Annotated in this window: 25 protein-coding genes; 10 read left to right on the forward strand and 15 right to left on the reverse strand. The window is 56.5% G+C overall.

Features of this window, described 5'->3' with window-relative positions; all coding sequences use genetic code 11:
- Positions 1-14 precede the first annotated feature (14 nt).
- Entirely contained in the window at positions 15-665 is a 651-nt protein-coding gene (locus tag ACH518_RS09140) for a response regulator transcription factor (protein WP_278209298.1), read from the forward strand.
- Positions 662-1,990 (forward strand): TolC family outer membrane protein, encoded by a 1,329-nt coding sequence (locus tag ACH518_RS09145; RefSeq protein ID WP_445372656.1) that lies wholly within the window; start codon positions 662-664, stop codon positions 1,988-1,990. The genes ACH518_RS09140 and ACH518_RS09145 overlap by 4 nt, the downstream gene beginning before the upstream one ends.
- 373 nt (positions 1,991-2,363) lie before the next feature.
- On the opposite strand, the gene ACH518_RS09150 is transcribed toward ACH518_RS09145, so the two are convergent.
- From ACH518_RS09150 to ACH518_RS09180, 7 genes are all read right to left on the reverse strand, one after another.
- Positions 2,364-2,720: a hypothetical protein gene (locus ACH518_RS09150; RefSeq protein ID WP_445372657.1), complete on the reverse strand. Its 357-nt coding sequence runs from the start codon at positions 2,718-2,720 to the stop codon at positions 2,364-2,366.
- A 312-nt stretch (positions 2,721-3,032) separates the two neighbouring features.
- Entirely contained in the window at positions 3,033-3,992 is a 960-nt protein-coding gene (locus ACH518_RS09155; RefSeq protein ID WP_445372658.1) for an IS110 family transposase, read from the reverse strand.
- Between the two features lie 930 nt (positions 3,993-4,922).
- Entirely contained in the window at positions 4,923-5,144 is a 222-nt protein-coding gene (locus ACH518_RS09160) for a formate dehydrogenase subunit delta (protein WP_140913036.1), read from the reverse strand.
- 4 nt (positions 5,145-5,148) lie between these two features.
- Entirely contained in the window at positions 5,149-5,988 is an 840-nt protein-coding gene (gene fdhD, locus ACH518_RS09165) for a formate dehydrogenase accessory sulfurtransferase FdhD (protein ID WP_140913037.1), read from the reverse strand.
- A gap of 18 nt (positions 5,989-6,006) precedes the next feature.
- The gene (gene fdhF / locus ACH518_RS09170) at positions 6,007-8,859 is read right to left on the reverse strand and encodes a formate dehydrogenase subunit alpha (RefSeq protein ID WP_445372659.1); all 2,853 of its coding nucleotides are present in this window, start codon (positions 8,857-8,859) and stop codon (positions 6,007-6,009) included.
- Positions 8,860-8,880: 21 nt separating this feature from the next.
- The gene (locus tag ACH518_RS09175; RefSeq protein ID WP_445372660.1) at positions 8,881-10,425 is read right to left on the reverse strand and encodes a formate dehydrogenase beta subunit; all 1,545 of its coding nucleotides are present in this window, start codon (positions 10,423-10,425) and stop codon (positions 8,881-8,883) included.
- 1 nt (position 10,426) lies between these two features.
- Positions 10,427-10,900 (reverse strand): formate dehydrogenase subunit gamma, encoded by a 474-nt coding sequence (locus ACH518_RS09180; protein ID WP_445372987.1) that lies wholly within the window; start codon positions 10,898-10,900, stop codon positions 10,427-10,429.
- 237 nt (positions 10,901-11,137) lie between these two features.
- Between ACH518_RS09180 and ACH518_RS09185 the strand changes: the two genes are divergently transcribed.
- Positions 11,138-11,329: a (2Fe-2S)-binding protein gene (locus ACH518_RS09185; RefSeq protein WP_140913040.1), complete on the forward strand. Its 192-nt coding sequence runs from the start codon at positions 11,138-11,140 to the stop codon at positions 11,327-11,329.
- A gap of 67 nt (positions 11,330-11,396) precedes the next feature.
- Here the strand turns inward: ACH518_RS09185 and ACH518_RS09190 are convergent, their stop codons facing one another.
- The 5 genes from ACH518_RS09190 to ACH518_RS09210 are packed head-to-tail and all read right to left on the reverse strand — an operon-like array spanning position 11,397 to position 13,862.
- Positions 11,397-12,392, reverse strand: coding sequence for a peptidylprolyl isomerase (locus ACH518_RS09190; RefSeq protein ID WP_445372661.1), 996 nt, complete (start codon positions 12,390-12,392; stop codon positions 11,397-11,399).
- A 1-nt stretch (position 12,393) separates the two neighbouring features.
- Positions 12,394-12,669 (reverse strand): BolA family protein, encoded by a 276-nt coding sequence (locus tag ACH518_RS09195; RefSeq protein ID WP_278209290.1) that lies wholly within the window; start codon positions 12,667-12,669, stop codon positions 12,394-12,396.
- Positions 12,666-12,968: a YciI family protein gene (locus tag ACH518_RS09200; RefSeq protein WP_445372988.1), complete on the reverse strand. Its 303-nt coding sequence runs from the start codon at positions 12,966-12,968 to the stop codon at positions 12,666-12,668. Before ACH518_RS09200 ends, ACH518_RS09195 begins: the two co-directional genes overlap by 4 nt.
- Positions 12,968-13,510 (reverse strand): septation protein A, encoded by a 543-nt coding sequence (locus ACH518_RS09205; RefSeq protein WP_140913043.1) that lies wholly within the window; start codon positions 13,508-13,510, stop codon positions 12,968-12,970. Before ACH518_RS09205 ends, ACH518_RS09200 begins: the two co-directional genes overlap by 1 nt.
- A 22-nt stretch (positions 13,511-13,532) precedes the next feature.
- Entirely contained in the window at positions 13,533-13,862 is a 330-nt protein-coding gene (locus tag ACH518_RS09210) for a hypothetical protein (RefSeq protein WP_140913044.1), read from the reverse strand.
- A 113-nt stretch (positions 13,863-13,975) separates the two neighbouring features.
- Between ACH518_RS09210 and ACH518_RS09215 the strand changes: the two genes are divergently transcribed.
- The 4 genes from ACH518_RS09215 (at position 13,976) to ACH518_RS09230 (ending at position 17,747) form a co-directional block, all read left to right on the forward strand.
- Positions 13,976-14,281: a DUF1244 domain-containing protein gene (locus ACH518_RS09215; RefSeq protein ID WP_445372662.1), complete on the forward strand. Its 306-nt coding sequence runs from the start codon at positions 13,976-13,978 to the stop codon at positions 14,279-14,281.
- Positions 14,278-15,018: a methyltransferase domain-containing protein gene (locus ACH518_RS09220; protein WP_445372663.1), complete on the forward strand. Its 741-nt coding sequence runs from the start codon at positions 14,278-14,280 to the stop codon at positions 15,016-15,018. Before ACH518_RS09215 ends, ACH518_RS09220 begins: the two co-directional genes overlap by 4 nt.
- Positions 15,019-15,082: 64 nt before the next feature.
- Positions 15,083-16,843, forward strand: a complete 1,761-nt coding sequence (locus tag ACH518_RS09225) for an SPOR domain-containing protein (protein WP_445372664.1) — start codon at positions 15,083-15,085, stop codon at positions 16,841-16,843.
- 10 nt (positions 16,844-16,853) lie between these two features.
- Positions 16,854-17,747, forward strand: coding sequence for a 5'-nucleotidase (locus ACH518_RS09230; RefSeq protein ID WP_445372665.1), 894 nt, complete (start codon positions 16,854-16,856; stop codon positions 17,745-17,747).
- Here the strand turns inward: ACH518_RS09230 and ACH518_RS09235 are convergent.
- Positions 17,731-19,227, reverse strand: a complete 1,497-nt coding sequence (locus ACH518_RS09235) for a hypothetical protein (RefSeq protein ID WP_445372666.1) — start codon at positions 19,225-19,227, stop codon at positions 17,731-17,733. The genes ACH518_RS09230 and ACH518_RS09235 overlap by 17 nt on opposite strands.
- Before the next feature lie 101 nt (positions 19,228-19,328).
- Here ACH518_RS09235 and lnt point away from each other — a divergent pair, with 101 nt between their 5' ends.
- A complete protein-coding gene (gene lnt / locus ACH518_RS09240; protein WP_445372667.1) occupies positions 19,329-20,870 on the forward strand; it encodes an apolipoprotein N-acyltransferase in 1,542 nt (513 codons plus the stop codon).
- A gap of 348 nt (positions 20,871-21,218) precedes the next feature.
- Here lnt and ACH518_RS09245 read toward each other — a convergent pair whose 3' ends face one another.
- On the reverse strand, positions 21,219-22,469 hold the full coding sequence (locus ACH518_RS09245) for an urease accessory protein UreH domain-containing protein (protein ID WP_445372668.1): 1,251 nt from the start codon (positions 22,467-22,469) through the stop codon (positions 21,219-21,221).
- Between the two features lie 179 nt (positions 22,470-22,648).
- Here ACH518_RS09245 and ACH518_RS09250 point away from each other — a divergent pair, with 179 nt between their 5' ends.
- Both ACH518_RS09250 and ACH518_RS09255 read left to right on the forward strand, forming a co-directional pair.
- Complete coding sequence (locus tag ACH518_RS09250) at positions 22,649-23,116, forward strand: hypothetical protein (protein ID WP_445372669.1); 468 nt, start codon at positions 22,649-22,651, stop codon at positions 23,114-23,116.
- A gap of 10 nt (positions 23,117-23,126) precedes the next feature.
- A complete protein-coding gene (locus tag ACH518_RS09255; protein WP_445372670.1) occupies positions 23,127-23,384 on the forward strand; it encodes a hypothetical protein in 258 nt (85 codons plus the stop codon).
- A gap of 124 nt (positions 23,385-23,508) precedes the next feature.
- On the opposite strand, the gene arsB is transcribed toward ACH518_RS09255, so the two are convergent.
- Positions 23,509-24,570: an ACR3 family arsenite efflux transporter gene (arsB, locus tag ACH518_RS09260; protein ID WP_445372671.1), complete on the reverse strand. Its 1,062-nt coding sequence runs from the start codon at positions 24,568-24,570 to the stop codon at positions 23,509-23,511.
- Between the last annotated feature and the right edge of the window lie 4 nt (positions 24,571-24,574).

Consider the following 24,574-nt stretch of genomic DNA (forward strand, 5'->3'; position numbering starts at 1 on the left):
TCATACTACTCACTGTGGCTAACATACTGATTTATTCCAATAACCCTCAGTTGACCGCGCAATGGACGCATGCGTTACTGGCTGAGTACAGTGTCAGTATGCTCCACAGCATTCGCAGCGATTTTCAAGCCGACGCCGTCATCTTCGATGCCAAAAAGCTGGACGAGGACGCCAGCCTGCTGACGGTTTTTGCCAATAAACGGACCCGCTTCTTGGTGATTGGTTCCGACTGGCCGGAAGAGAAGCAAATCAACATTTTGATCAACGGTGCAGCCGGTTATTGCGAGCAGGCGGAGGCGCCTGCTCTGTTGGCGCGGGCGGTTGCCAGCATCCTGGCTGGCGACATCTGGATCCGCCGGGCGCTGGTACCGAAAGTGATCGGCGCTCTGACCGGGGCGCGGCGAATGCAGTCGGCACCCGCCAGTACGGTGGATTGCGATCGAAAACTGCAGATGCTGGCCGCGTTGTCGGCCCGCGAATTGGAAGTGGCAAATATGATACGCCAGGGCGAAAGCAATAAACGCATCGCGTTGGCGTTGAATATATCGGAACGGACGGTGAAAGCCCATTTATCTTCGATTTTTAGGAAACTGGAAGTCGACGATAGATTGCGCTTGGCCATATTGTTGAAAGAGATCGATCAATATCAGAGAGGAACGTCATGAAATTTGCTTTGGGAATTGGCATCGGCGTAGCCATGCAGATGGGTTGTGTAACTGCGAGTCACGCATTGAGCTTGCAGCAATCAATACAAAAAGTTCTGGACGATAACCCGAAAATCCAGGCTGCCAAGTCGGAACGGCGTGCGGTCGAAGAGGAAATCGACCAGGCTAGGGCTGGCTACTTTCCCACCGTCGATGTGACAGCCGGCATCGGCTGGGAGGAGTCCAACAATCCGACCACCCGCGGCCGCGGCGACGGCTCAGTGTTTTACCATCGCGAAGAAGGCGCGATTCAAGTCAGGCAAATGCTGTTCGACGGCTTGGCGACGCCGAACGAAGTCGAACGTCAGGAAAAGCGCACCGATTCGCGTGCTTATACCGTATTTGGCCAATCCGAAATCACCGCGCTGGAAGGCGTCGAAGCTTATTTGAAAGTATTGCGTCGCCAGGAACTACTGAATCTGGCCAAGGACAACCTGCAATTGCATTTGCGCACCAACGAGCAGATCAAATTGCGCAGCGAGCGCGGCGTCGGTAAACGCGCCGACGTCGACCAATCCATGGGCCGGGTGGCATTGGCCGAAAAAAATGTCTGGTCCGAAACCGGTAATCTGAGAGACGCCGAAACCGGCTTTCAACGGGTGATCGGCATCCTGCCGGATGCGGTCGAGCCGGTGGCTGCGCCGACCGCGGCGTTGCCGGCGACGATGGAGCAAGCCATCGACGAAGCCCTGGCCGAACATCCGATTTTGAAATCGGCCAACTCCGATATCGAATCGGCCTTCGCTCAACACGAAACCGCGAAGGCGCCGTATTTCCCGCGCTTCGATATCGAGACCGGCGTCAGCCATAACTACAATCTGGACGGTATTCGCGGCACCAACTCCGACATGACGGCAATGCTGCGCATGCGCTACAACATCTTCAACGGCGGCAAGGACATCGCCCGCCGCGAACAAACCGCGCAATTAATCAATCAGGCCAAGGACATCCGCGATAACACCCATCGGCAAGTGGTGGAAAGCATGCGCTTGTCGTGGGTGGCGTACGAGACCGTGAAAAGCCAGATGGATTTTTTCAAACAGCATGCCGAGTCTGCTGAAAAAACCATTACCGCCTACCAGCAGCAATTCAACATCGGCCAGCGCACCTTGTTGGACTTGCTCGATACCTTCAACGAAATGTACATCGCCAAAAGTTCGCTAATCAATGCCAAGTACGACGAGTTGTTCTCGCAATACCGGATTCTGGCGAGCAAAGGCCAGTTGAACAAATATCTGGGTACCCAGTTGCCGGCTGAGGTGCAGCCGGTGAGTTTGGCGGAATAGGGGCGTTATCTGGCCGTTTGGGAATTGCCTGCCATCCGGCACTTCGGGTGGCAGGCTTTCTGATCGCAAAGTGGCCGCCTAGTCCGGACCTTGATGTTCGTGCGAATTAGAGCTTAATCGGGATATGGTGGGTAATTGATGATATACATGTGCGAGGAGCGGTTGCTCGTAAATATGCGGTTAACCGTTTAATAGCTAGTTAGGCCTCTTAAATTCCATGGATGATCTGCCCCTGATTGGCTACTTGATCCTCGCTCCATTCATTCTTTGTTGGGTGGGCGGCGTCATTAGTTGGGGTTTCGCCGCGTACTACATGTTCAAAACCATGGCTCGGTTCCGCCCTGATCGCCAGTGGGGAAGATACGTTCCTTACTCAATATTCTTCTCGTCCTTTTTCACTGAAGAGGGAAATATCTACCGGGTGAAACTCCTTAAAGCTGGCGGAATGTTCGTCCTCCTTCTTGCCATGGGCGGGGCTACCGGCTTTGGCATTAAAATTCTCACTGGGCATTAGCGCAGTGTCGAAGCCGAGGGTGGGCACGGCATTTTGTGCCCACGCGGTAAATAGGCCTTCGTGTCTTGTGTCGCTAACGCGACGGTTGCTTTGAATGTCGGTTCGCGGACCGACAACCGCGATACTTTCTTTTGTTTGGCGAGCCACATGGATGTGGCGAATGCCGAAAATGCAGAAGCAATTTCTCGCCAAATCCTCCGGTGCTCGGCGCGTCATCAGGGGTGGAAAACCGGCCCGACTTCCCGGTGTTCCTGGTTCCCTCGGTCCACCGCTAGCCGTCTACACATCTTTGTTTGTAACCGTCATTCCGGCAGGGATTGCCGGAATCCATGCTGCAAGGATAGCTTGAAGCTACCATCCATGGCACTGGATGCCCGCGTCCTGCGGGCATGACGGCACTTGTGTATAACGATGAGCGAGAATCCATACAGCGTTGGAATTGGTTGCCCAGCAAAAGCGATGTAGGCTGGAATAAGCCTAGCGTTTCCGGCAGGTTCTGAAGTCGAGTAGATACCGTCTTAAACCCGCTCATGCAATGGAAAAATTAGGATCAAAAGGTTTACCGGATTTCAAGATAGCGAAAGCCAGATGAATGAGCTTACGCATGGCGGCGCAGACGATGAGCTTGCCGTTTTTGCCGTTGGCTTTGAGCCGTTCGCATGGGACGCGGATGGCTGGATTATGTTGCCAGGCGACCAAAGCGGGTAGATAGAGCGCTTTGCGCAACCGAGCGTCACCGGTCTTGGCAATACAGGTTTTGCCTTGCCATTGTCCTGACTGACGGATGGCGGGCGCGAGTCCGGCTTGGGCCACGATTTGTTTGGCATTGACGTAGCCGTGATGAGGGCTTAGAGCCACGAGCAAATAGGCGGTCGTCGCGGGGCCGATCCCCGGAATGGAGGTCAACAGGTCGCTTTGCTGTTTGAGATCGGGATTCTTGTCGATATGGTCCTGGATGGCTTGACGGGTGGCCTTTAGTTCGGCCGCCAATGTCGCCAGCACCGTGTTGATGGAAGGGACGATGGTGGTGTCAGCCGTCTCCAACCGGTTCTGCTCCATGCGCTGCATTTCCCCCAAGTGCTCTAAGCGACGCGTGAGGGCGTGCAACTGGCGCAGATTTGCGGGTAGTGGTTTCCAGGCGACCGGGTCGGCTTGCAGGGCATAGCGGGCAATCAGCTTGGCATCGGCTTTATCGGTTTTGGCGCGACTGAGTTCGCTTTTTCCGAAGGCATGAATTTGAGCAGGATTGACCACGCTGACGAAGTAGGCTCGGTCGGCGAGAAACTCTGCCAGGGGTAGGCCGTAAGCGCCAGTGGCTTCCATGCAAAGACGCGGGTCGGTGTCGCCAAAGCCGTCTAGCCAGACGGCAAACGCGGCAAAGCCCTCGGGATTGTTGGCAAACTTAGCATGCTTGTATTTGCCTTCGGCGAGCCGGGCCACGTCGAATTTAAGCTTGGCAATATCGATGCCAATGATAATGGAAGTCATGATCGCTACCTAACTGAAATAACAAAAATCGAACGCTGGATCAGAATGGACACTCGCAAAGTTCAGCCTTATGCATACAGGGTCAAGGTTAACCAAGCCCTTAGAATACCGTTCGAACTTTAAAGTGAGTGCGGGCGATGGAGAGAACTATCTACAAGGCAGGCTTTAAAGCCTCAGGGTGGGCACGTCTTCTCCATCGCCCTCCCGATGATCAGTCGGGGATTCTGCCTCTTTTTTCGGTCAGAATCGAGATATAAGGGTGGGCACGGCATTTTGTGCCCACGCGGTAAATAGGCCTTCGTGTCTTGTGTCGCTAACGCGACGGTTCCTTTGAATGTCGGTTCGCGGACCGACAACCGCGATACTTTCTTTTGCGTGGCCAAAAGAAAGTATCCAAAGAAAAGGCCACCCCATGCCGCGTTGGTCCTGCGCTCCTGCGGATTTGGCGAGGGTTTTCGGAAGGGCTGTCCTAGCCCTCCGAAAACGAGCGGCATCCCTGCTGCTCCCCTACGGGCAATTTCTCGCCAAATCCTCCGGTGCTCGGCGCGTCATCAGGGGAGGAAAACCGTCCCGACTTCCCGGTGTTCCTGGGTCCCTCGGTCCCTCGGTCCACCGCTAGGCGTCTATACATCTTTGTTTGTAACCGTCATTCCGGCAGGGATTGCCGGAATCCAGGCTGCAAGGATAGCTCGAAGCTACCATCCATGGCACTGGATGCCCGCGTCCTGCGGGCATGACGGCACTTGTGTATAACGATGAGCGGTCCTCCGTGGGAGAATCCATACAGCGTTGGAATTGGTTGCCCAGCAAAAGCGATGTAGGCTGGGAATAAGCCTAGCGTTTCCGGCAGGTTCTGAAGTCGTTGGAGGTTGGAGGATAGGGGCGTAAGCCGAGACCTATCCTTTGATCGGAAAAAACGGTTGCCTTGGCTCAGGGCTTTTGGGCGATGCGTTTGACGGCTTCGGCGACGATGTCGAGCAATTCGTTGCCGCCGTGCTGGATGTATTCGACGATTTGCTTGCGCATTCTGGGCTCCCAGAAATTGCGGATGTGCTGTTCGACGCCGGCTACGGCCACATCGTGCTCCGGTTCGGATTTAAAAAAGGCGCCAATGTTGTTAGCCATTTTGATCAAATTGCTGTGATTGTCCATGATGCTATGCGACGGATGTTTGTAAATGTTGTAGGCGAAAAGGATGAGTATAAATCGTGTGGTTATCGTTGCGGGTAAAGCCGACCAGGGTTAAGCCGCACTCGTCCGCCAAACGGATCGCGAGGGCGGTCGGCGCCGAGATGGCGGCCAGCAAGGTGATGCCGACGCTGGCGGCTTTTTGTACCATTTCGTAACTGGCGCGGCTGGTGACCAACAGCCAGCCGGCGGAAAAATCGCAGCCGCTTTTGGCGAGGGCACCGATCAGCTTGTCCAGCGCATTGTGGCGGCCGACGTCTTCGCGCACCGCGGTTATGCCTTTTTCGGAATCTAGCCAGGCGGCGGCGTGTACGGCCCCGGTCAATAAATTCAACGCTTGTTGCTGACGCATCGTTTCAAAAGCGTCGCGCAGTAGCGGTGCGTCCAGAACCAAGCCTTTGCCAACCGTGCGTGGCGGACGGATGGCTTGTTCCAACGTCGTAGCCCCGCACAAGCCGCAGCCGGTGCGGCCGGTCAGGTTTTTGCCTTTACCGTGCAGTTTGTCGAAACGTTCCTCGGGAATTTGCATGCGGACTTCGATGCCCTTGGAGCGCTGTACGACCTTGATTGACTGGATCTCGGACGGATGACGGACGATGTCTTCGGTCAAGCTGAAGCCAAGGCCGAAATCCTCGAGATTGAGCGGTGTGGTCAGCATGACCACGTGAGGTATCGTGTTGTAGACCAGGACTACCGGCACCTCTTCGGCGACGTAGTCCTGTTTGCGGCTATGCTCCGGGCCGCGCCAGCTATCGAACGTTCCGGTCCGATAGCTGGTCCAGCCTAGTTCCGCGGGTACTGGATCCATGCTAGGTTTTGCTTGGATTTAGCCGGCGGTGACGATACGGTTATCCAGCAAGGATTGCTGGTCGTCGGAGAAGGCCTGGTATTCCTTCTGCCACTCGGACGGTTGCGCCACTTTCGCGACGTGTACCGCCGTAACCTTGTATTCCGGGCAGTTGGTGGCCCAGTCCGAGTTGTCGGTGGTGATCACGTTCGCGCCGGAATGCGGGAAGTGGAAAGTGGTGTAGACCACGCCAGGCTGCATCCGGTCGGTAACCAGTGCCCGTAGCACGGTCTCGCCCGAACGGCTTTTTACGCCGCACCAGTCGCCGTCCACGATGCCCAGAACTTCGGCATCGTGCGGATGGATTTCCAGACGGTCCTCCTGATGCCATGCCACGTTTTCGGTACGACGGGTTTGGGCGCCGACGTTGTATTGCGACAAAATGCGACCGGTAGTCAGAATCAGCGGATATTTGCTGTTGGTGCGTTCACTGGTAGCAACATACTCGGTCAACAGGAAACGGCCCTTGCCGCGTACGAACTGATCGGCGTGCATGATTGGCGTGCCGTCCGGGTGTTCCTCGTTGCAAGGCCATTGAATGCTGCCCATTTCGTCGATTTTCGCGTAGCTGACACCGGCAAATTGCGGGGTCAGGCGAGCGATCTCGTCCATGATTTCCGACGGATGTGCATAATTCATCGGATAGCCTAGCGCGTTAGACAGGTCTTGGGTGACTTCCCAATCTTCTTTGCCGGCTAAGGGCTTCATGACTTTACGCACCGGTGAGATCCGCCGTTCGGCATTAGTGAAGGTACCGTTCTTCTCCAGGAACGATGAACCGGGCAGGAACACGTGAGCGAACTTGGCGGTTTCGTTGAGGAAAATGTCTTGCACGATCAGGCATTCCAGTTCGCGCAGGGCGTGGTGAACGTGGTTGATGTCCGGGTCGGATTGGGCGATGTCCTCGCCTTGTACGTACAGGCCTTTGAAGCTGCCTTCGATCGCGGCAGCGAACATGTTCGGAATCCGCAGGCCGGGTTCGGAAGCCAGGTTGACGCCCCATTCCGCTTCGAACTGGGCGCGGGTGGCGCCATCGGAAACGTGGCGGTAGCCGACGAATTCGTGCGGGAAGGAGCCCATGTCGCAAGAACCTTGCACGTTGTTTTGGCCGCGTAGTGGGTTGACGCCGACGCCTTCGCGACCGATGTTGCCGGTGGCCATCGCCAGGTTGGCAATGCCGATCACGGTGGTCGAACCTTGGCTGTGTTCGGTAACGCCCAAGCCGTAGTAGATCGCGCCGTTGCCGCCGGTGGCATATAAACGCGCCGCGCCGCGCAACAATTCAGCGGGTACGCCGGTCAATTCGGCCATGGCTTCCGGAGAGTTTTCCGGTTTGGCGACGAAGGTGCGCCATTTGCCGAAGGATTCGACGTCGCAACGTTCGTTGACGAACGCTTCGTCGACCAAGCCTTCAGTAACGATGACGTGAGCCAGCGCGGTGACCACGGCGACGTTGGTGCCGGGACGCAGTTTCAGGTGGTAATCAGCTTTGATGTGCGGGCTATTGCGCACCAAGTCGATTTCGCGCGGGTCGACCACAATCAATTTGGCGCCTTGGCGCAGGCGGCGTTTCATCAATGAACCGAATACCGGATGGCCGTCGGTCGGGTTGGCGCCGATGACCAGGATTACGTCGGATTGCAACACCGAGTCAAAGGTTTGGGTGCCTGACGATTCTCCGAAAGTGGTTTTCAAACCGTAACCGGTCGGCGAGTGGCAGACGCGGGCGCAGGTGTCGACGTTGTTGTTGCCAAAACCGGCGCGGATCAGTTTTTGTACCAGATAGGTCTCTTCGTTGGTACAGCGGGAAGAGGTAATGCCACCTACCGCGTCTTTGCCGTACTTGGCTTGAATCCCTTTCAAGCGGCTGGCTGCAGTTTCGATCGCTTCTTCCCAGCTCACTTCGCGCCATGGGTCGGTGATTTTATCGCGCACCATTGGTTTGGTGATGCGGTCTTTATGGGTGGCGTAACCGAAGGCGAAGCGGCCTTTCACGCAAGAGTGACCGTGGTTGGCTTGGCCGTTTTTGTCCGGAACCATGCGCACCAGTTGTTCGCCTTTCATCTCGGCTTTGAACGAGCAGCCGACGCCGCAATAGGCGCAGGTGGTAATCGCGCTGTGTTCGGGTTGGCCGTGGTCGATCACGGCTTTTTCCATCAGCGTTGCCGTCGGGCAAGCTTGGACGCAGGCGCCACAAGACACGCACTCCGACTCCATAAACGGCTGGTTTTGGCCCGGAGAGACTTTCGACTCGAAGCCGCGGCCATCGATCGTCAACGCAAAAGTACCTTGCACTTCTTCACAGGCTCTGACGCAACGCGAACAGACGATGCATTTCGAAGGGTCGAACGAGAAATAGGGGTTGCTTTCGTCTTTTTCGGCTTGTAGATGGTTTTCGCCTTCGAAACCGTAACGCACTTCCCGCAGACCGACCGCGCCGACCGTATCTTGCAGTTCGCAATTGCCGTTGGCGGAGCAGGTCAAGCAATCCAGCGGATGGTCGGAGATATACAGCTCGGCAATGCCTTTACGCAGCTTCGCCAGCTTTTCATTTTGCGTGGTCACCTTCATGCCGGCGGCGACTGGTGTAGTGCAAGAGGCGGGGTAGCCGCGTGCGCCTTCGATTTGTACCAGACACATTCGGCAAGAGCCGAACGGGTCCAAACGGTCGGTGGCGCACAATTTCGGAATGCTGATGCCGGCCTCAGCGGCCGCACGCATTACCGAAGTGCCGGCATTGACGGTCACTTTGTGGCCGTCGATTTCCAGGGAGACTTGTTCAGCCGACGCGCTGGCCGGCGTGCCGTAGTCGATTTCGTTGTTTAATGACATAGCTACCTCCGGGAGGATAGATCAGGCTTTGGCGGGGTGTAAGCCAAAGTCTTCGGGGAAATGGTTCAATGCGCTCAACACCGGATACGGTGTCATGCCGCCCATCGCGCACAGCGAGCCGCACAACATCGTGTCGCACAGGTCGCGCAGCAATTCGGTGTTTTTGGCCTTGTCGACGTTGGCGACGATGCGGTCGATGACTTCGACGCCGCGGGTCGAGCCGATCCGGCACGGCGTGCATTTGCCGCAGGATTCCTCGACGCAGAATTCCATCGCGTAACGGGCCATGTCTGCCAGATTGGTCGTGTCGTCGTGAACGACCAAACCGCCGTGGCCCAAAACCGCGCCGATGGCGGCGAAGGCTTCGTAATCCAGCGGTGTATCGAATTGGCTTTCCGGCATGTAGGCGCCCAACGGGCCGCCGACCTGCACCGCCCGGATCGGTCGACCGCTGGCGGAACCGCCGCCGTAGTCGTAGAGTAGTTCGCGTAAGGTCATACCGAATGCGGCTTCGAACAGACCGGGATGTTTGATGTTGCCGGCCAGTTGCAACGGCAGCGTGCCGCGCGAGCGGCCCATGCCGTAATTTTTGTAGTACTCGCCGCCCTTGTCCAGAATGATCGGCACGGACGCCAGAGAAATCACGTTGTTGACGATGGTCGGTTTGCCGAACAGGCCGACGATGGCGGGAAGCGGCGGTTTGAACCGCACTAGGCCGCGTTTGCCTTCCAGGCTTTCCAATAATGATGTCTCTTCGCCGCAGACGTAAGCGCCGGCGCCGCTGCGGACTTCCAAGTGGAAAGTCTTGCCGCTGCCTTGGATGTTTTCGCCCAGATAGCCGTTTTTGTAGGCGGCTTCGATGGCTTGGTTCAAGGCAATTTTGGCGTGGGGGTATTCGACGCGCAGATAGATGTAACCTTGGGTGGCGCCGACCGCAACGCCGGCGATGGTCATGCCTTCGATCAGTACAAACGGATCGCCTTCCATGATCATCCGGTCGGAGAAGGTGCCAGAGTCGCCTTCGTCGGCGTTGCAAACGATATATTTCTGGTCGCCGGTGGCGTTCAGCACGGTATTCCATTTGATGCCGGTCGGGAATGCTGCGCCGCCGCGGCCGCGTAGGCCTGAGTCGGTAACATGTTTGACGATTTCGGCCGGTTGCAGCGCTAAAGCGTTTTTCAGGCCTTTGTAGCCGTCGTTGGCCAGATAGTCTTCGAGACTGACCGGGTCGGTGATGCCGACACGGGCGAAAGTCAGCCGGTTTTGGTTTTTGAAATAGGGGAGCTCTTCGATATTGCCCAGGTAAAGCGGATGTGATTTTCCTTCCAATAATCCGGCTTCGAGCAGCGAAGCGACATCTTCTTCCTGCACCGGGCCGTAAGCGATGCGGCCATTCGGTGTTTCGACTTCTACCAGAGGTTCCAGCCAGAACAAGCCGCGCGAGCCGTTACGAACGATTTGTACCGATTGGCCGCGGTCGGCCGTATGTTGAGCGAAGGCGTTGGCGACTTGTTCGGCGCCCAGTGACAGCGCGGTGGAGTCGCGGGAAATAAACAGGCGGGTCATGTTAAGCACCTTTGAATTTTGCAATCAGACTGTCGAATTTATCCGGCGTGACGCGGCCGAATACTTGGTCGTCTATCGTAATGGATGGCGAGCAGGCGCAATTGCCCAGGCAATAGACCGGTTCCAGCGAGAAGGCTTGGTCTGCGGTAGTTTCGTGATAATCGATGCCGAGCACCTGTTTGGCGTGGTTTTCCAGGGCGGTGCTGTTCATCGATTGGCAGGATTCGGCACGGCAGATGCGCACGGTGTGTTTGCCTGGCGGAGTGTCGCGGAAGTAATGATAAAAACTAATAACCCCGTGTACTTCGGCTTGCGACAAATTCAGAGAACTTGCGATGTCTGCCACGGCAGCCGGAGGAATGTAGCCCAGGGTGTCCTGAATGCCGTGCAGAATCGGTAATAAGCTGCCCGGCATCGTTCGGTGAGCGTCCAGTATTTCCAGCACAGTGGCTTGTTGGGTTTGATAGTCTTGCATCATTGGCTCTTGTAAATGACGAAAAGGTTATCAGAGTATTTAAGCACGAAAAAACCCGCCAACGCAATTGGGATTCATGGCTCAATCCCGCGAATTTCCTAAGCATCGCAAGGTAATCCGGCGTTTCGACTAAGAGCGTTTGGCTTAGTTCGGTACCAGAAAAAAATGCCGCCGGCATCACTTTACTTTTAAATGATAATTGTTATCATTAATCCAAAATGATCTGGAGATTTTTGTATGTATGTGTGCGTGTGCAAAGCGGTTACCGATAAGCAGGTTGCTCAAGCGATCAGCCAGGGTGTTTGCAGTCGTAGACAGGTCATGGAGTGTACCGGGGCTGGCGGCGTTTGCGGTAAATGTTCCGCCAGTATCAAGGCGATGTTGGATGAGAAGTGCCAAAATCAGGCGTTGAGGGCGCAGGCAGCTTAGTCCGCTGCTATAGGATTCAGAGGAACAGGGCGGGTGTCCGCCCTGTATTGCCACGCAGGCTGTTTGGTTATTTTGCGGCTGCCGGGTCCGCGGGTTTGGTTTCCGTTGACGGGGTTGCCGGTTCGGATGGAGCGGCTGGCTGATCGGCCGGTGCCGCGGCAGGTTGTTCAGCTGGAGCTGCAGGTTGCGATTCGGCCGGAGCTGCAGGTTGCGCTTCTTCTGGTTTAGCCGGTGTCGGCGGCAACATCACTTCCACTTTTGCGTTCTTGCGCAGGTTTTCGATCATTGCTTGAGCTTTTTGCCGTTGCAACATCGGCCGGATTTGTTCTTTGACGGCGTCCAGCGGCGGTGGGGTCAAAGCTCTGGATTCTTCGCGCAAAATCACGTGCCAGCCGAACTGGGTTTGCACCGGTTGTTTGCTGTATTTGCCGTTCTCCAGCGCTACCACCGCTTCGGAGAATGGCGGCACCATCCGGTCGGCGGTAAACCAGCCTAAATCGCCACCTTCCGAGCCCATCGGGTCGATCGAATGTTTTTTAGCCAGTTCGTTAAAGTTGCCGCCTTTATCCAGCTCGGCGATCAATTTTTTGGCTTCGTCTTCGGTTTTGACCAGAATATGGCGGGCCTTGTATTCGCTGCCCATATTGGCCATTTTCGAATCGTATTCGGCTTTGATCTCTTCATCGGTGACCGGGTTGGCTTTCAGGTAATCCTGCAACGCTGCTTGCGACAGCAAGGAATTTCTGACGGTTGCCATCCGCTCGATCACTTCCGGCGTTTTATCCAACTGCTTCTGCAGCGCCTGTTGAATCAACAATTCGCGTTGAATCAACTCTTCCAATAATTGTTCCTTCGGAAAGGTTTGGCCTTGGCTACGTTCCGAAATCTCTTTTTCCAACGTTTCCAGGGTTTTTTTGCTGATGTAGGTGCCGTTGACCGAAGCGACTGCATCTTCTTTGCTGACTGTCGGGGTTGCGGGGGCAGCCTCTTTGGCTTTTTCTTCGAAGCAGCCCGGCAGCAGAGCGGCGCCGGCCAGAACCAGAGGGACAAGTTTCAATTTCATATCAAGAATTTCCTTTGCTGTTTTCAGAGGGAGTTAAAGCGTTAATGCTCAAGGCGTGAATCTCAGCCTTCATCATATCGCCCAAGGCTTGGTAGACCAATTGGTGGCGTTGCACCAACGATTTGTTTTCGAACTGCGTTGAAACCAGGGTGACGTGGTAATGGCCGCCGCCTTGGTTTCCGGCATGTCCTGCATGCGCGGCGCTATGGTCGATAATTTCGATTAATTCCGGCTGGAAAGCGTCTTCCAGCTTGTGTCTGATGATATCGGCAGTCATTGGGGAAATACTTGTTTAAAAGGTTTGACGGTAACGCCGGCGTAAACGCCGGTGGCAAAATAGGGATCGGCATCGGCCCATGTCTTGGCGCTCTGCAGATCGGGAAACTCGGCAACGATCAGGCTGCCGCTAAAGCCGGCTTCGCCGGGGTTTTCGGCGTCGATTGCCGGATGCGGCCCGGCCAGCACCAATCGGCCCTGGTCTTGCAAAGCCTGTAGTCTCGCCAAGTGGGCGGGGCGTGTCGCCAGGCGTTTGCTCAGGCTGTCGGCCGCGTCTTCAGCAATAATGGCGTAAAGCATCATTCCTTCGCTTCCGGAGTCGGCACATGTTTATAGAGAAATGCCATTTGTACGCCAATAAACAACACCATCAGGCCCGGTACGCCGAAGGTCTTGAAGCTGACCCAGTCGTCGGTGCTGTAATGGTGCATCACGTATAAATTCAAAAAGCCGACGCCGATGAAAAACAAGGCCCAGCTTAGGTTCAGTCGTTTCCAGATACGGGCCGGCAGCTCCAGATTGGCGCCCATCATACGTTCGATGAAGGTTTTATTGCCGACGAATTGGCTGGCCAAGAACGCGCCGCCGAACAACCATTCGATGATGGTCAGTTTCCATTTGATGAATTGTTCGTCTTGCAAATACAGTGTGGCGCCGCCCATGACCAGGATCAATCCCAGCGTAATCCATTGCATCGTTTCGACTTTGCGGTAGAGCAGCCAGTACAGGCAGACCTGAACGACGGTTGCGGCAATCACCACGCCGGTGGCAACGTAGATGTCGTAGAGCTTGTAGGCGACAAAAAACAAAACGATGGGAAAGAACTCTAAAAGCGGTTTCATGATGGATGGTTAAGCAGAATAGTTAGGCGTAAAGATCGATACCGGAAATTGTTTGGTTGAGCTGTTCTTGAACGAGTTGGTTGCGGTTTTCGGTATAAGCGTTCAGGGCTTTCAAAGTGCGCGAATTGGTCGGTACGTTACGGGGTTCAAGCATCAATTCGGTTTCGGCCAAGGCTGCCTGGATTTGCGCGGTGGACGAAGGTTGGCGTTGGCTTTGCGGTTGCCGGTTTGTCAGCTCCGCTTCGGTAATCGCTATCGGCGGCTGTTCGCGTTTGGCGTCTGACGGTCCGGCCTGCGGATATTTATAGCCGACCGGATAGTAGGCCAATGACGAACTGTGTATGGTGCTCACTGGAGTGACGTTAGGGGCCGAAGTAACGATGCTTCATTGTAGAATCTTTGTTTGCAATTGTACATGAGCCGGGCGGCTTTGCTGCTAAAATGCCGAATTTAAAGGAGGATTTCATGTCAGATACCCATAGCACCGAGTTGGAGGCCGCTGCTTTCCGACAACTGCTTGCCCATTTGCAAAAGCACACCGAAGTACAAAATATCGAATTGATGATCCTCGCGGATTTCTGTCGCAACTGTCTGGCCAAATGGTATGCGGCTGCGGCGGCCGAACGCGGTATTGCCGTCGATTACGAACAGGCCCGGGAGATCGTCTACGGCATGCCGTATGCCGAATGGAAGGAAAAATACCAGCTTGAAGCTACCCCTGAACAATTGGCGGCTTACCAGGCTCGGCAAAAACTCAAGGACGATAAATGAGTGCCGATAACCCGTTCGATGCGATGTTCTCCGGCGTGATCGGTCGGGAATACGACATGCTGAAACTGATCTGTCCGTTCGCGACGGAAATGAGTCGTCTGGTCGGCTTGGAAATCGGCGATTTTTGCCGGGGCCACGCTAGCCCGGCCAGTGTGGTCGAGTTGGGCGGCGGTACCGGTATTACCACGCTGGCTATATTGTCGGCGGCGGAAAATTGTCGGGTATTGAGCATCGACAGCGAACCGACGATGCAAAACCAAGCCAAATTGAGCTTGCAAGACTGGGTGCAACAGGGGCGGCTCGATTTTTCCGGGCAAGACGCCTTGAGCGCATTGCGCGATTTGCCCGCAGACAGCGCCGATGCGGTGGCATCCGCCTATACCTTGCATAACTTCGAGGCGGGTTACCGGCGTCAAGTGTTGGCCGAGATTTACCGGGTGTTGAAACCGGGCGGCATCTTCGTCAACGGCGACCGCTACGGCCTGGACGACATCGACGCACACACCCGTGCCACGCAACAGGAAGTCGCCGGTTACTTCAAAGTCTTAACCGGCATCGATCGCTTGGATTTATTGGAGCATTGGATCATACATCTGTTCAGCGACGAATCCGAAAACCACGTGATGCGCGAGTCTATCGCTCTGGCACAGATGGCGGAAGCCGGTTTCGGCAAGATCCAACTCAAGCGGAGGATGGACGTGAATGCGCTGGTGACTGCCGCCAAGAATGCCGGATAAACCTCGCGCAACAGACGCTTAATTCGGGCGCGTAAGCGGCCGCCCGACCGAACCGAGAAAACTCATGGCTGAACCGACTGGTAATAAAAGCAAGAAAACTCTGGATGCCTTCGCCGACGACCTGGATGCGATGTTGAACATCAGCGAGCCGGCCGGCCGCGAGGTTGGCGAAATCGACGACGACGAAGCGATAGACCGCTTACTGGTCGGCGACGAAACCTTGGGTCGCGAAGCGGATGAGCAGATCGACGAGTTCGGCGATTTCGACAACCTGTTGGAAATCGACCTGCCGGCCGGCAAGAACCGGCCGCTTGACGATATCGACGAATTCGGCGACGAATTCGATACTGAGATTGCCGAGATCGCAATCAATCCCGGTCGGGAGTCGGACGATCTGGCCGACGAAGTTGCCGATGCCGTCGGTGCCGACATTCAACGCGAGTTGGAAGAGGCCGACGCCATTGCCGACGCGGCCGAATTGACAGCGGCCGACGCCATCGACGACATCGACGAATTCGCCGACATCGATTCGGTGCCCGCGGCTAGCGCTGCCGAGCCGGGCCGGGCCGGCCAGGAAAGCGTGGCAGATATCGACGAATTTGGCGATGAACCGGAGTCGGCCGGTAACACGGCGGATTTTCTGATGGCGGATTTCGATATTACCGCGGACGACGATTTGGCCGAGCCCGCTGCCGAAACTGCCGAGGCGGAGCCAAGCGAGGCCTTTACCGAAACCGATGCCGCCGAAGCGCTAGCCCCTGCTGCCGTCGGTGAAGCGAACCAGCCGGAACCGAATATTCCGGTAGAGCCGGCAGCGGCGGCTGAAGCCGACGACGGCGATATTCTGATTGCCGGCGACGACGAGCCGGAGCTGGCGGCCGTTGCCGCAGCAGCCTCGGTAGCCGCTGCCGCGGTTACCCCACCGCCGCCGCCGCCGCCGGCCGTCGACTACAGCGGCGACATTACGGCATTGAACCGCCAAGTCGGCGAGTTGAAACGGCAATTGCAGCAGTTGAAGCATGAATTGGCCGAGAAACCGGACAGGACTCAACTTGGCGAGTGCCAGACCGGCCTGGAAAACCTGCAAGTCGAACAGAAAAAAACCAAACGCGGCTTGGATGCGCTCACTGCCAAAAAACCGGTGCTGGCCTACGCGGCGGCTGGTGTGGCCGGTGTCGCATTGCTGGCGAGTATCGGTCTGGGGGTGCAGGGCTTTATTACCAAATCCCAAGTCGGCGAACTGGTCACCATTATCGGAAAATTGCAGGAACAGGCAAATGCCGCGCCGACCAACGATGCGGCCGAGATGGCAATGATGCAAAAACAATTGGACGAATTGACGGTCAGTGCCGGCGTCATGTCGACCCAGATTACGGAATTGAGCAAAGTGCCGCACGCCAACGCTGGGGCTGCGCCGGCACCTGCTGGCGACCAGGCGACTAAACTGACCGAGCTGGCTAATCAGAACTTGCAGATCGGTGCGGCGATAGAAACTTTGCAGAACAAGGTCAGCGCTTTGGAAAAAGGCCGGACCGTTGTCGCGGCCGCGCCGAAACCGGAAAAGAAAAAACCGGAACCGGTCGAAGAGAACTGGGCAGTCAACCTGGTGGCATTCAAGCAGGATTGGTACGCCAAAAGCAAGGCCCAGGAGTTCGCCGGCAAAGGCGTACCGGCCAAGGTCAGCAAGACCGAAACCAAGGGCGAAAACTGGTACCGCCTCAGCGTCGACGGTTTTAAAACTCAGTACGAAGCGGCAGCCTACGCCGCAAAGGTTAAGAAAACCTTGAACCTCGATTCGGTCTGGGTCACTCGTGTCAAGGATTGAGGCTGCCGGGATGAGTAACCAGAAACTGGTGGTGGCGGTATCGTCGCGGGCCTTATTCGACCTGGACGAGTCGCACGCAATTTTCGAAACCCAGGGCAAAGAAGCGTTTTGCCGCTACCAGATCGAACACGAAAACGAAATCCTGCAACCGGGGTTCGGCTTTTCGCTGGTCAAAAAATTTCTCGACATCAATAAAGCCTTTCCCGGTTCGCCGCTGGTCGAGATCATACTGTTGTCGCAGAACAGCGCCGACACCGGCCTGCGCATTTTCAACTCGATCAACCATTACGACTTGGCGATTACCCGGGCCGCGTTTACCAGCGGCGTGTCGCCCTACGAATACATTCCGGCCTTCGGCGCCCATCTGTTTCTGTCCGCCAACAACGAAGACGTCCGCAAAGCGCTGGCCGCCGGCTATGCCGCGGCGACCATCGTTTCCGGTGCCGTAGCCAATCCGTCGCCGCAATTGCGGATTGCCTTCGACGGCGATGCGGTGCTGTTTTCGGACGAATCGGAACGGATATACCAGCAACACGGTCTGGCTGCATTTGCCGCCAACGAACGTAGCGAAGCGCACAAGCCGTTGTCCGGCGGGCCGTTAAAGGAATTTCTCAGCGCCTTGCATCGGATTCAAACCCATTTCGATCAGGAGGTTTCGCCGATTCGCACGGCTTTGGTCACGGCCCGCGCCGCGCCGGCGCACGAACGGGTAGTGCGCACCTTGCGCGCTTGGGGGATTCGGATCGACGAAGCCTTGTTTTTGGGCGGAATGTCCAAGGGCGCCTTTCTGAAGGCGTTCGGCGCCGATATTTTTTTCGACGACCAGAAAGGCCATTGCGATTCGGCCGAACGGCATCAGGTCGCGGCCGCGCATGTGCCGCACGGCGTCACGAATCAAGAGTGACGCGGAAGCGAGCGTAGTATTCGTTAAATTCCAGACAGCTTTTCAATTGCAAGCTCGGTCCGTGCGCCAAGCTTATTTTGCTTTCCAGCGAGTATTTGCCTTTGGGCAGAAATACTTCGGTACCGCTTTCGGCATTGACCAGAACGGCTTGCAGGGTGTTGCCGTCGCCGATGGAGAAGTCGTAGATCGACAATTCGCCTAACACCGGTTCCAACGCGATCAGCGAAGTATTTTCGAATGCCACCTGGCGCCGTACCAGCATCAACCTGGGTGCTTGCTGCTCCCGGCTCAGCATGCCGATGTCGCCGGTATTGAATGCGGCATCGGCACTTTCGGCCACGACAAATTGCTTACTATGGTTGCGTAGCAGCGTTACGGTAAAGCCGGGTTGATTGCTGAAGTTGGAAACGTGGCCGGTACTCGGTTTGTAAAAGTTTTTTTCGTGCTCCAACGGCACCAGACTCATGTCGCGCATGGCGCTCCGGTTCGCCGTTTGTCCGCTTAGGCGCATGATTTTCGACAATTTATCCTGGCTCGACAAATAGGCCTGAACGCTGCTCAAACCCGGAAAAAACTGCGCCGGCAATATCGGCGGCTTTAAATCCACGGTCGCGAACAATTGGTCGTAGCCGCAAAGGTGTTGCGTCAGTTTGTTTAGCGCAGCCTGCGGCAGTTCGCTGCTGATTTCGCCCAGGCGCAGAGCGTGACCTAGTCGATGGCTGCGGATCGCTACCGTGCCGCGCGAGGTGTGCCAATGACCGCGTTTGGCCGGATAGGGTTCGCCGTCTTTCAATTCCCAGCAAAAATCCGGATTCCGGCTCGGTTGCATGCTGGTTTCCAGCAAGGGTTGAGCGATGGCGGCAAGTTTGAATAGTTGTTCGATCTCCACGGCCGGGTAGCGGTTGGGAGCGCAAATCGCGAATAACAGATTGCGTTTGACCACGCCTTCAATTGAATTCGGTTGTCTCAAATCCGCGAACTTGGCGACGATCTCCCGCTGCAGCCAATCTTGTTTCGATGCAATCTGGTAGAGCAGGGCGGTTTTTTTCCATAACGTGGCCGAGGGCGGTTCGTAAAACAAGGCGCTAATACGTTGGCAATAGCCGATCAGTTGTAGGGCGTGGAAGATTGCGATCGGCTGCGATTCCGCCGTCAGATGATTGGATTCGACCGTCCGGCACAACGCCAAACTCAAATGGCGCAGGAGCTGTACAGCCAGTTTGGCGATTTTATAGGCTTTACCCTGGGCTTCGGCGCGGGCCAGATTGGCCAGACTGTTGGCGAGGTGCAGCGTCAGCGGGCTCAGATTGATTAACAACGGCAGCAACGGGGCGGCATCGGCGTTGGTCCGCGCCAATTCTTTCAGGGCCAGATTGAGCTGGTTGGCGGCAACGGCCGGCGCCAGCGAACTGAGCGATTTCAACCAGCCTGCCAGCGATTCGCTGGTCAGTTGGAACGGCAAGGATGCGGTGTCTGTCATGAACGGCGCGTTGATATGCATAGTAAAACCCAAACAAGTTTAGAACAGAATAACCGCTGCAACGTTGGCGGATTTTGAATAAGCGCACGCGGCTGCATAAAATGCCGCTCCATTTGCACTCCGGTTTGTTCATGTTTCGAATCTTTCGTCACCGCCCCGAAATCGCCGCGCTCGGCAGCGGCAGCTTTTTGACTCTGGCCTTCGCCCCATACGCCTACGCCTATCTTGCGCCTATTGCGCTGGCCTTACTTTATCTGAGCTGGAGCGGGCGCACTCCCCGGCAAGCGGCTTTGGTTGGCTATTGCTTCGGTTTGGGCTTGTTCGGTTCCGGGATTTGGTGGGTGTTTATCAGTATTCACCAGTTCGGCGGCGCCGACGCGGTCAGTGCCGCTGCCTTGACCGCGTTGCTGGTGGCGGTATGGGCCTTGTTTCCGGCGCTGGCGGCTTGGTTGATTGCGATGACGCCGTGGCCTGGCGTTTGGTCGCGGGTTGCCGGAGCCGCCTTGCTGTGGTTGGCGGTCGAGTACTTCCGCGGCAATTATGTGCTCAATGGTTTCCCCTGGCTGCAGATCGGTTATAGCCAGACCGCTACGCCGCTGGCCGGCTTCGCTCCGCTCGGCGGCGCCTATTCGGTCGGCTTTTTGCTGGCGTGGTCCGGGTTTGCGATGGCGGAGATCGTCCAAAGCCGATTGTCTAGGCGGCTCGGTTCGGCGATGTTGCTGGCGATATGGGTTGGCGGTGCCGGTATGCAGGCTATCGCCTGGACTGAAGCCGCCGGCGCGCCGATCGATATTACTTTGGTGCAGGGCAATATCGGCCAAGGCGACAAATGGCAGGCGAACCAGCAGCTGGCAACCTTGAAGTTGTACCGTAAGCTGACCGAACAACACTGGGATTCCGACGTTATCATCTGGCCGGAGACCTCGATCCCGGCTTTTCTGGAAGATGTGAAGCCGTTTTTTATCGACCCTCTGCACGCCGCAGCTCGCGAGCGCGGCGTCGATATCGTGGTCGGTTTGCCCAGCAGCGGCCAGGGTAAGGATTACTACAACAGCGTGTTGGCTCTGGGCGAAACGCAAGCGCTCTACCACAAAATCCATCTGCTGCCGTTCGGCGAATATTTACCGTTGCAACCCTTGTCGGGTTGGGTGTTGGACCAATTGGCGATCCCGCTTGGCGATTTCGCCGCCGGCGGCGCCCGCCAACCGCTGTTGCGGGCCGGCGGCCATGCCTTTGTCACGACCATTTGTTACGAAGATGCATTCGGCGAACTGGTCGCGCGTCAGGCGGCCGAGGCCGGGTATATCGTCAACATGACCAACGACGCCTGGTTCGGCGACTCGGCCCAACCCCACCAGCATCTGCAGATGGCGCAGATGCGGGCGCTGGAAACCGGCCGCTATTTGGTGCGGGCCACCAACACGGGCGTGACCGGCTTCATTGCCCCGGACGGAACCGTCAAGCGCCAAGCGCCGTTGTTCAGCACCGTCGCAATTACCGACCGTATTGTGCCGATGCGCGGTGCTACGCCTTACCTGCGTTTAGGCGACAGCGGCGCGTTTGCGGCCATGGCGCTGCTGGCGTTATCGATTGCTGCCGGCGAGCGCCGCCAGACCCGGCGCGCAATGTGCGAAACCGTGTAATACATTTCGCCAAACCTTAACCGGATTGACACCTTGTTTTGTTGCGAGCGGATTAAGATCGGTAACAAGCGACGGTGCGGTTTGGTTTTTCGATTCCGTAGCGTCCGCTTGCCGATGCCGCCGCCCGGCAAACCCTCGCCACAGGGATGTGAGCTTATCGAGTCTTGTCTGGTTTAGATTTGGCCGGGTAACCTCAATCGAGCGCAGGCTTGAAAGGCGACTGCCGCAGCCATTTGCTCCGCCGCAAGTTCAAGCCCTTGCAACGGCAGCCGCTCGATTCGACGAGGAGTTACCGGCGAGAGCGACGATCCGGTAACGACACGCTCCGGGGCTGAAAGCCGGTTATCGTTAGCGCAGGATTTTTTGCCACTGTTCGCGAAATAGGTGTAACAGCCGTTGCCAGACAGTCTCCCCGGCATCGACTGCGGCGGGCGATGCGGGATCGGCTATCGCCGACTTGACGTCGTCGACGACGATAAACGTACCCGGAATCATGCCCATCCAGCAGCTCCACGCTACCACGCCGGCTTCAGGCGGAGTGAATTCGACCACTTGCGTACCTTGCCGCAGCTGAATTTCCAGGCCGTAGTCGCGGACTACGATTTCTTTGTTGCATTGATTGAGCTCTTTGACGTCAATGACCCATTTCACCGGGACGCCTTTGCGCAAGGTGAATTTGTTCGGAGAAAAACGGTTTTCCAGCACCTCCATACGGATGGTTTGTTCGTTCTCGCAGCTCTGTGTTTGCGCCGAGGTCGGGGCGAATTCCAGCGAGAGCCGCGCCAGCAGCGTGTTGAAATCCGCACCGCTGCCCGTTACCGACAGCCCCCGGTTCAGCATAATGACCCCCAAAGCGATCACAATCACGCCGGATGCTTTCAGCAATTTGGGGGTCAAATTAGCCGATAACAGGCTGGTCAAAACACCGAAGCCCATCAACAGTGGCAAGGTGCCCAGACCGAAAAACAACAGAATGGCGGCGCCTTGCAACCAACTGCCGCTGCCGGCCGCCATCACGTACATGGCTTGCAGCGGGCCGCAAATAATCATCAGGCCGTTCAGCAGTCCGATCACGAACGGATTGCTGTGCTTGCGGTATTCTTTGCCGACGAAACGCATGACAAAAGCCGGTGTCTTGAACTGGAAATGGTGCAAAGCCGGAAATATTTCCAACATGTGGATGCCGAACAGAATCAGGAAAAAGCCGGCGGCCACGCCGATCACGCCTTGGGTAAACGGGGTGAAGGCGACGATGGCGCCGAATGCGCCGAACAGCGCGCCGATCGACGCGTAGGAAACCGTCTTGCCGGCGCCGTATAACAGATGGGCCGTATGCGAATGTTGCCCGGCCTTGGCACTTTTGGCGATATAACCCAGGATCAACGGGCCGCACATGCCGACGCAGTGGAAGCTGGTCAAAAAACCGATCAGAAACAGCAGGCCGAAATTCAGGTCGCCGTTCAAATCCGGCATGCCGGTATGATCCATGAACCAGCTGTCCAGCCACAAGATCAGCCCGATTCCGACCAAGGCAAAACCGATAGTCAGTATTTTTTTAAAAACGCTGCCGGAACCGGGTGGGGTAGGGGCTGATGGCATAGTGGAATCTCGGATAATTGATTTGGCGGCTAAATTTAAGGGAATTGACCGCACAACAAAACTGGAGAAAGATTAGTGAAGTCTGATATATCGGTCAAGCCTGTGCCAGATCGTAGCCGGCCACTTTGGCGTCGACTGCATGGCGCAGGCCAATTCCCGTTGCCAACACGGAGACAGTTATGAGCGACCACAGCATTACCGCCCACGAACAGCAAGATCCCCGTAAAAAATCCGGAACCGGCGGCCGCAAAACCAAACGGATGGCGCCGCCGACCCGAGGCGAGGCCTTGGTCAAAGGCGTATTCATGGGCATCGTCATTTCCGGCTTGACCCACGCCAGCAAAAGCATTACTGGGGCCTTGGTTCGCCACCCGTTGGCCTTGTTCGCCACCGGCGTGGTCAGCGGTTACCTGACCCACAAATACCGTAAAGAAATCATCGTCGTCGGCAGCCGCACAGCTGTGGAGAGTAAAAACTTCCTGTTGCGGCAACGCGAGAGTGTGCTGGATTTGGTTGCCGAAAGCCGCGAATATGCCGCCCGGCGCGATGCAGCCGACCCAACAGGCCCGGCCGCTAAAGCGGTTTCGGATCCAGCCGGAGACCGGCTGAACCGGAGGCTTGCATTACTTTATTTTTATAGCGATTGAGGTGATTACCATGGCACATGTACACGGAGCAAAAGCGGCGGTCGAGGCTGGCGGCAAAATGGTCGGCACGGCCATGAAAATGGGGGAAGGCATGATGCATCCGGCGCTGGCCGGCGCCGTGGCGGGGGCGGTTGCCACCACCAAGGCCGGCTTGGTCAGAAAAATTCTGCGGCACCCGCTGGTCTGGTTCAGTGCCGGCGTGGCGTTGGGTGTGGTGGCCTATAAATACCGCCGGGAATTGGCTGAAAAAGCGGAGCACGGCGAGTAGGTGTCCGGCATCGACCGGAGCAATAGCAGCCTACTTCGGAAATTCAGCTCCGGAAACTTGGCACCATGACCGCTTCCGGATCGGAATACTTTGGTTGATGTCGTGCATCCGGCGCCCATCCGCCCTAGCCGACGGCGGGGAACAAGCGTTTTCGAAACCAAAATGCCACGTTGACCAGACCCACCATCACCGGAACCTCGATCAACGGACCGATCACAGCGGCAAAGGCGGCGCCGCTGTCGATGCCGAACACCGCCACCGCCACTGCAATAGCGAGTTCGAAGTTGTTGCTGGCGGCGGTGAAAGCCAAGGTGGTGGTTTGGCCGTAGTCGGCGCCGATCAATTTGCCGCTGGCAAAGCTCACCAGAAACATCACCACGAAATACACCAGCAGCGGTAGCGCGATGCGCAATACGTCGAGCGGCAGTTGCACGATCAGTTCGCCTTTCAACGAGAACATCACCACAATCGTGAACAGCAGCGCAATCAAGGTCAGCGGGCTGATTTTCGGCACGAACAGCTCTTGGTACCAAACCTTGCCCTTGGCTCTGATCAGAATCCAGCGGGTGCTAAAACCGGCCAGGAACGGGATGCCCAGATAAATAAACACGCTGTGGGCGATATCGCCGATGGTAATGTCTACCAGACTGCCGGGCAGGCCGAACAGCGGTGGCAGCACCGTGACGAACAGCCAGGCGTAGACGCTGAAGAACAACACCTGAAATACGCTATTAAACGCGACCAGCGCTGCGCAATATTGGTTGTCGCCGCGCGCCAGTTCGTTCCAGACGATCACCATCGCAATGCAGCGCGCCAGGCCGATCATGATCAACCCGGCCATATATTCCGGATAGTCGCGCAAAAATAAAATCGCCAGGCCGAACATCAAAATCGGCCCGATCACCCAGTTTTGCACCAGCGACAGCGCCAATACTCGCCAATTGCGGAAAACATCGCCCAATTCTTCGTAATGTACCTTGGCCAGCGGCGGATACATCATCAGGATCAGACCGATCGCGATTGGGATATTGGTGGTGCCGACGGAAACCGTTTCGTTGATCTGCTTGACCTGCTCGGGCAATGCAAAGCCCAGGCCGACGCCGATGGCCATCGCGAGAAAAATCCAGAGCGTCAAAAACCGGTCCAGGAACGATAAACGCGGGCTAGGGCAGAGTGGGGTATTCATATCA

The sequence above is a fragment of the Methylomonas sp. HW2-6 genome (genome assembly GCF_052474525.1).

Coding starts and splice junctions, on each gene's coding strand:
- ACH518_RS09215 (WP_445372662.1), top strand. CDS start 13,976: ATGTCAGATACCCATAGCACCGAGTTGGAGGCCGCTGCTTTCCGACAA.
- ACH518_RS09160 (WP_140913036.1), bottom strand. CDS start 5,144: ATGGACAATCACAGCAATTTGATCAAAATGGCTAACAACATTGGCGCC.
- ACH518_RS09255 (WP_445372670.1), top strand. CDS start 23,127: ATGGCACATGTACACGGAGCAAAAGCGGCGGTCGAGGCTGGCGGCAAA.
- ACH518_RS09190 (WP_445372661.1), bottom strand. CDS start 12,392: ATGAAATTGAAACTTGTCCCTCTGGTTCTGGCCGGCGCCGCTCTGCTG.
- ACH518_RS09145 (WP_445372656.1), top strand. CDS start 662: ATGAAATTTGCTTTGGGAATTGGCATCGGCGTAGCCATGCAGATGGGT.
- ACH518_RS09205 (WP_140913043.1), bottom strand. CDS start 13,510: ATGAAACCGCTTTTAGAGTTCTTTCCCATCGTTTTGTTTTTTGTCGCC.
- ACH518_RS09245 (WP_445372668.1), bottom strand. CDS start 22,469: ATGCCATCAGCCCCTACCCCACCCGGTTCCGGCAGCGTTTTTAAAAAA.
- arsB (WP_445372671.1), bottom strand. CDS start 24,570: ATGAATACCCCACTCTGCCCTAGCCCGCGTTTATCGTTCCTGGACCGG.
- ACH518_RS09155 (WP_445372658.1), bottom strand. CDS start 3,992: ATGACTTCCATTATCATTGGCATCGATATTGCCAAGCTTAAATTCGAC.
- fdhF (WP_445372659.1), bottom strand. CDS start 8,859: ATGTCATTAAACAACGAAATCGACTACGGCACGCCGGCCAGCGCGTCG.
- ACH518_RS09200 (WP_445372988.1), bottom strand. CDS start 12,968: ATGCTTTACGCCATTATTGCTGAAGACGCGGCCGACAGCCTGAGCAAA.
- lnt (WP_445372667.1), top strand. CDS start 19,329: ATGCCGCTCCATTTGCACTCCGGTTTGTTCATGTTTCGAATCTTTCGT.
- ACH518_RS09185 (WP_140913040.1), top strand. CDS start 11,138: ATGTATGTGTGCGTGTGCAAAGCGGTTACCGATAAGCAGGTTGCTCAA.
- ACH518_RS09230 (WP_445372665.1), top strand. CDS start 16,854: ATGAGTAACCAGAAACTGGTGGTGGCGGTATCGTCGCGGGCCTTATTC.
- ACH518_RS09175 (WP_445372660.1), bottom strand. CDS start 10,425: ATGACCCGCCTGTTTATTTCCCGCGACTCCACCGCGCTGTCACTGGGC.
- ACH518_RS09150 (WP_445372657.1), bottom strand. CDS start 2,720: ATGACGCGCCGAGCACCGGAGGATTTGGCGAGAAATTGCTTCTGCATT.
- ACH518_RS09225 (WP_445372664.1), top strand. CDS start 15,083: ATGGCTGAACCGACTGGTAATAAAAGCAAGAAAACTCTGGATGCCTTC.
- ACH518_RS09180 (WP_445372987.1), bottom strand. CDS start 10,900: ATGCAAGACTATCAAACCCAACAAGCCACTGTGCTGGAAATACTGGAC.
- fdhD (WP_140913037.1), bottom strand. CDS start 5,988: ATGGATCCAGTACCCGCGGAACTAGGCTGGACCAGCTATCGGACCGGA.
- ACH518_RS09250 (WP_445372669.1), top strand. CDS start 22,649: ATGAGCGACCACAGCATTACCGCCCACGAACAGCAAGATCCCCGTAAA.
- ACH518_RS09235 (WP_445372666.1), bottom strand. CDS start 19,227: ATGACAGACACCGCATCCTTGCCGTTCCAACTGACCAGCGAATCGCTG.
- ACH518_RS09195 (WP_278209290.1), bottom strand. CDS start 12,669: ATGACTGCCGATATCATCAGACACAAGCTGGAAGACGCTTTCCAGCCG.
- ACH518_RS09220 (WP_445372663.1), top strand. CDS start 14,278: ATGAGTGCCGATAACCCGTTCGATGCGATGTTCTCCGGCGTGATCGGT.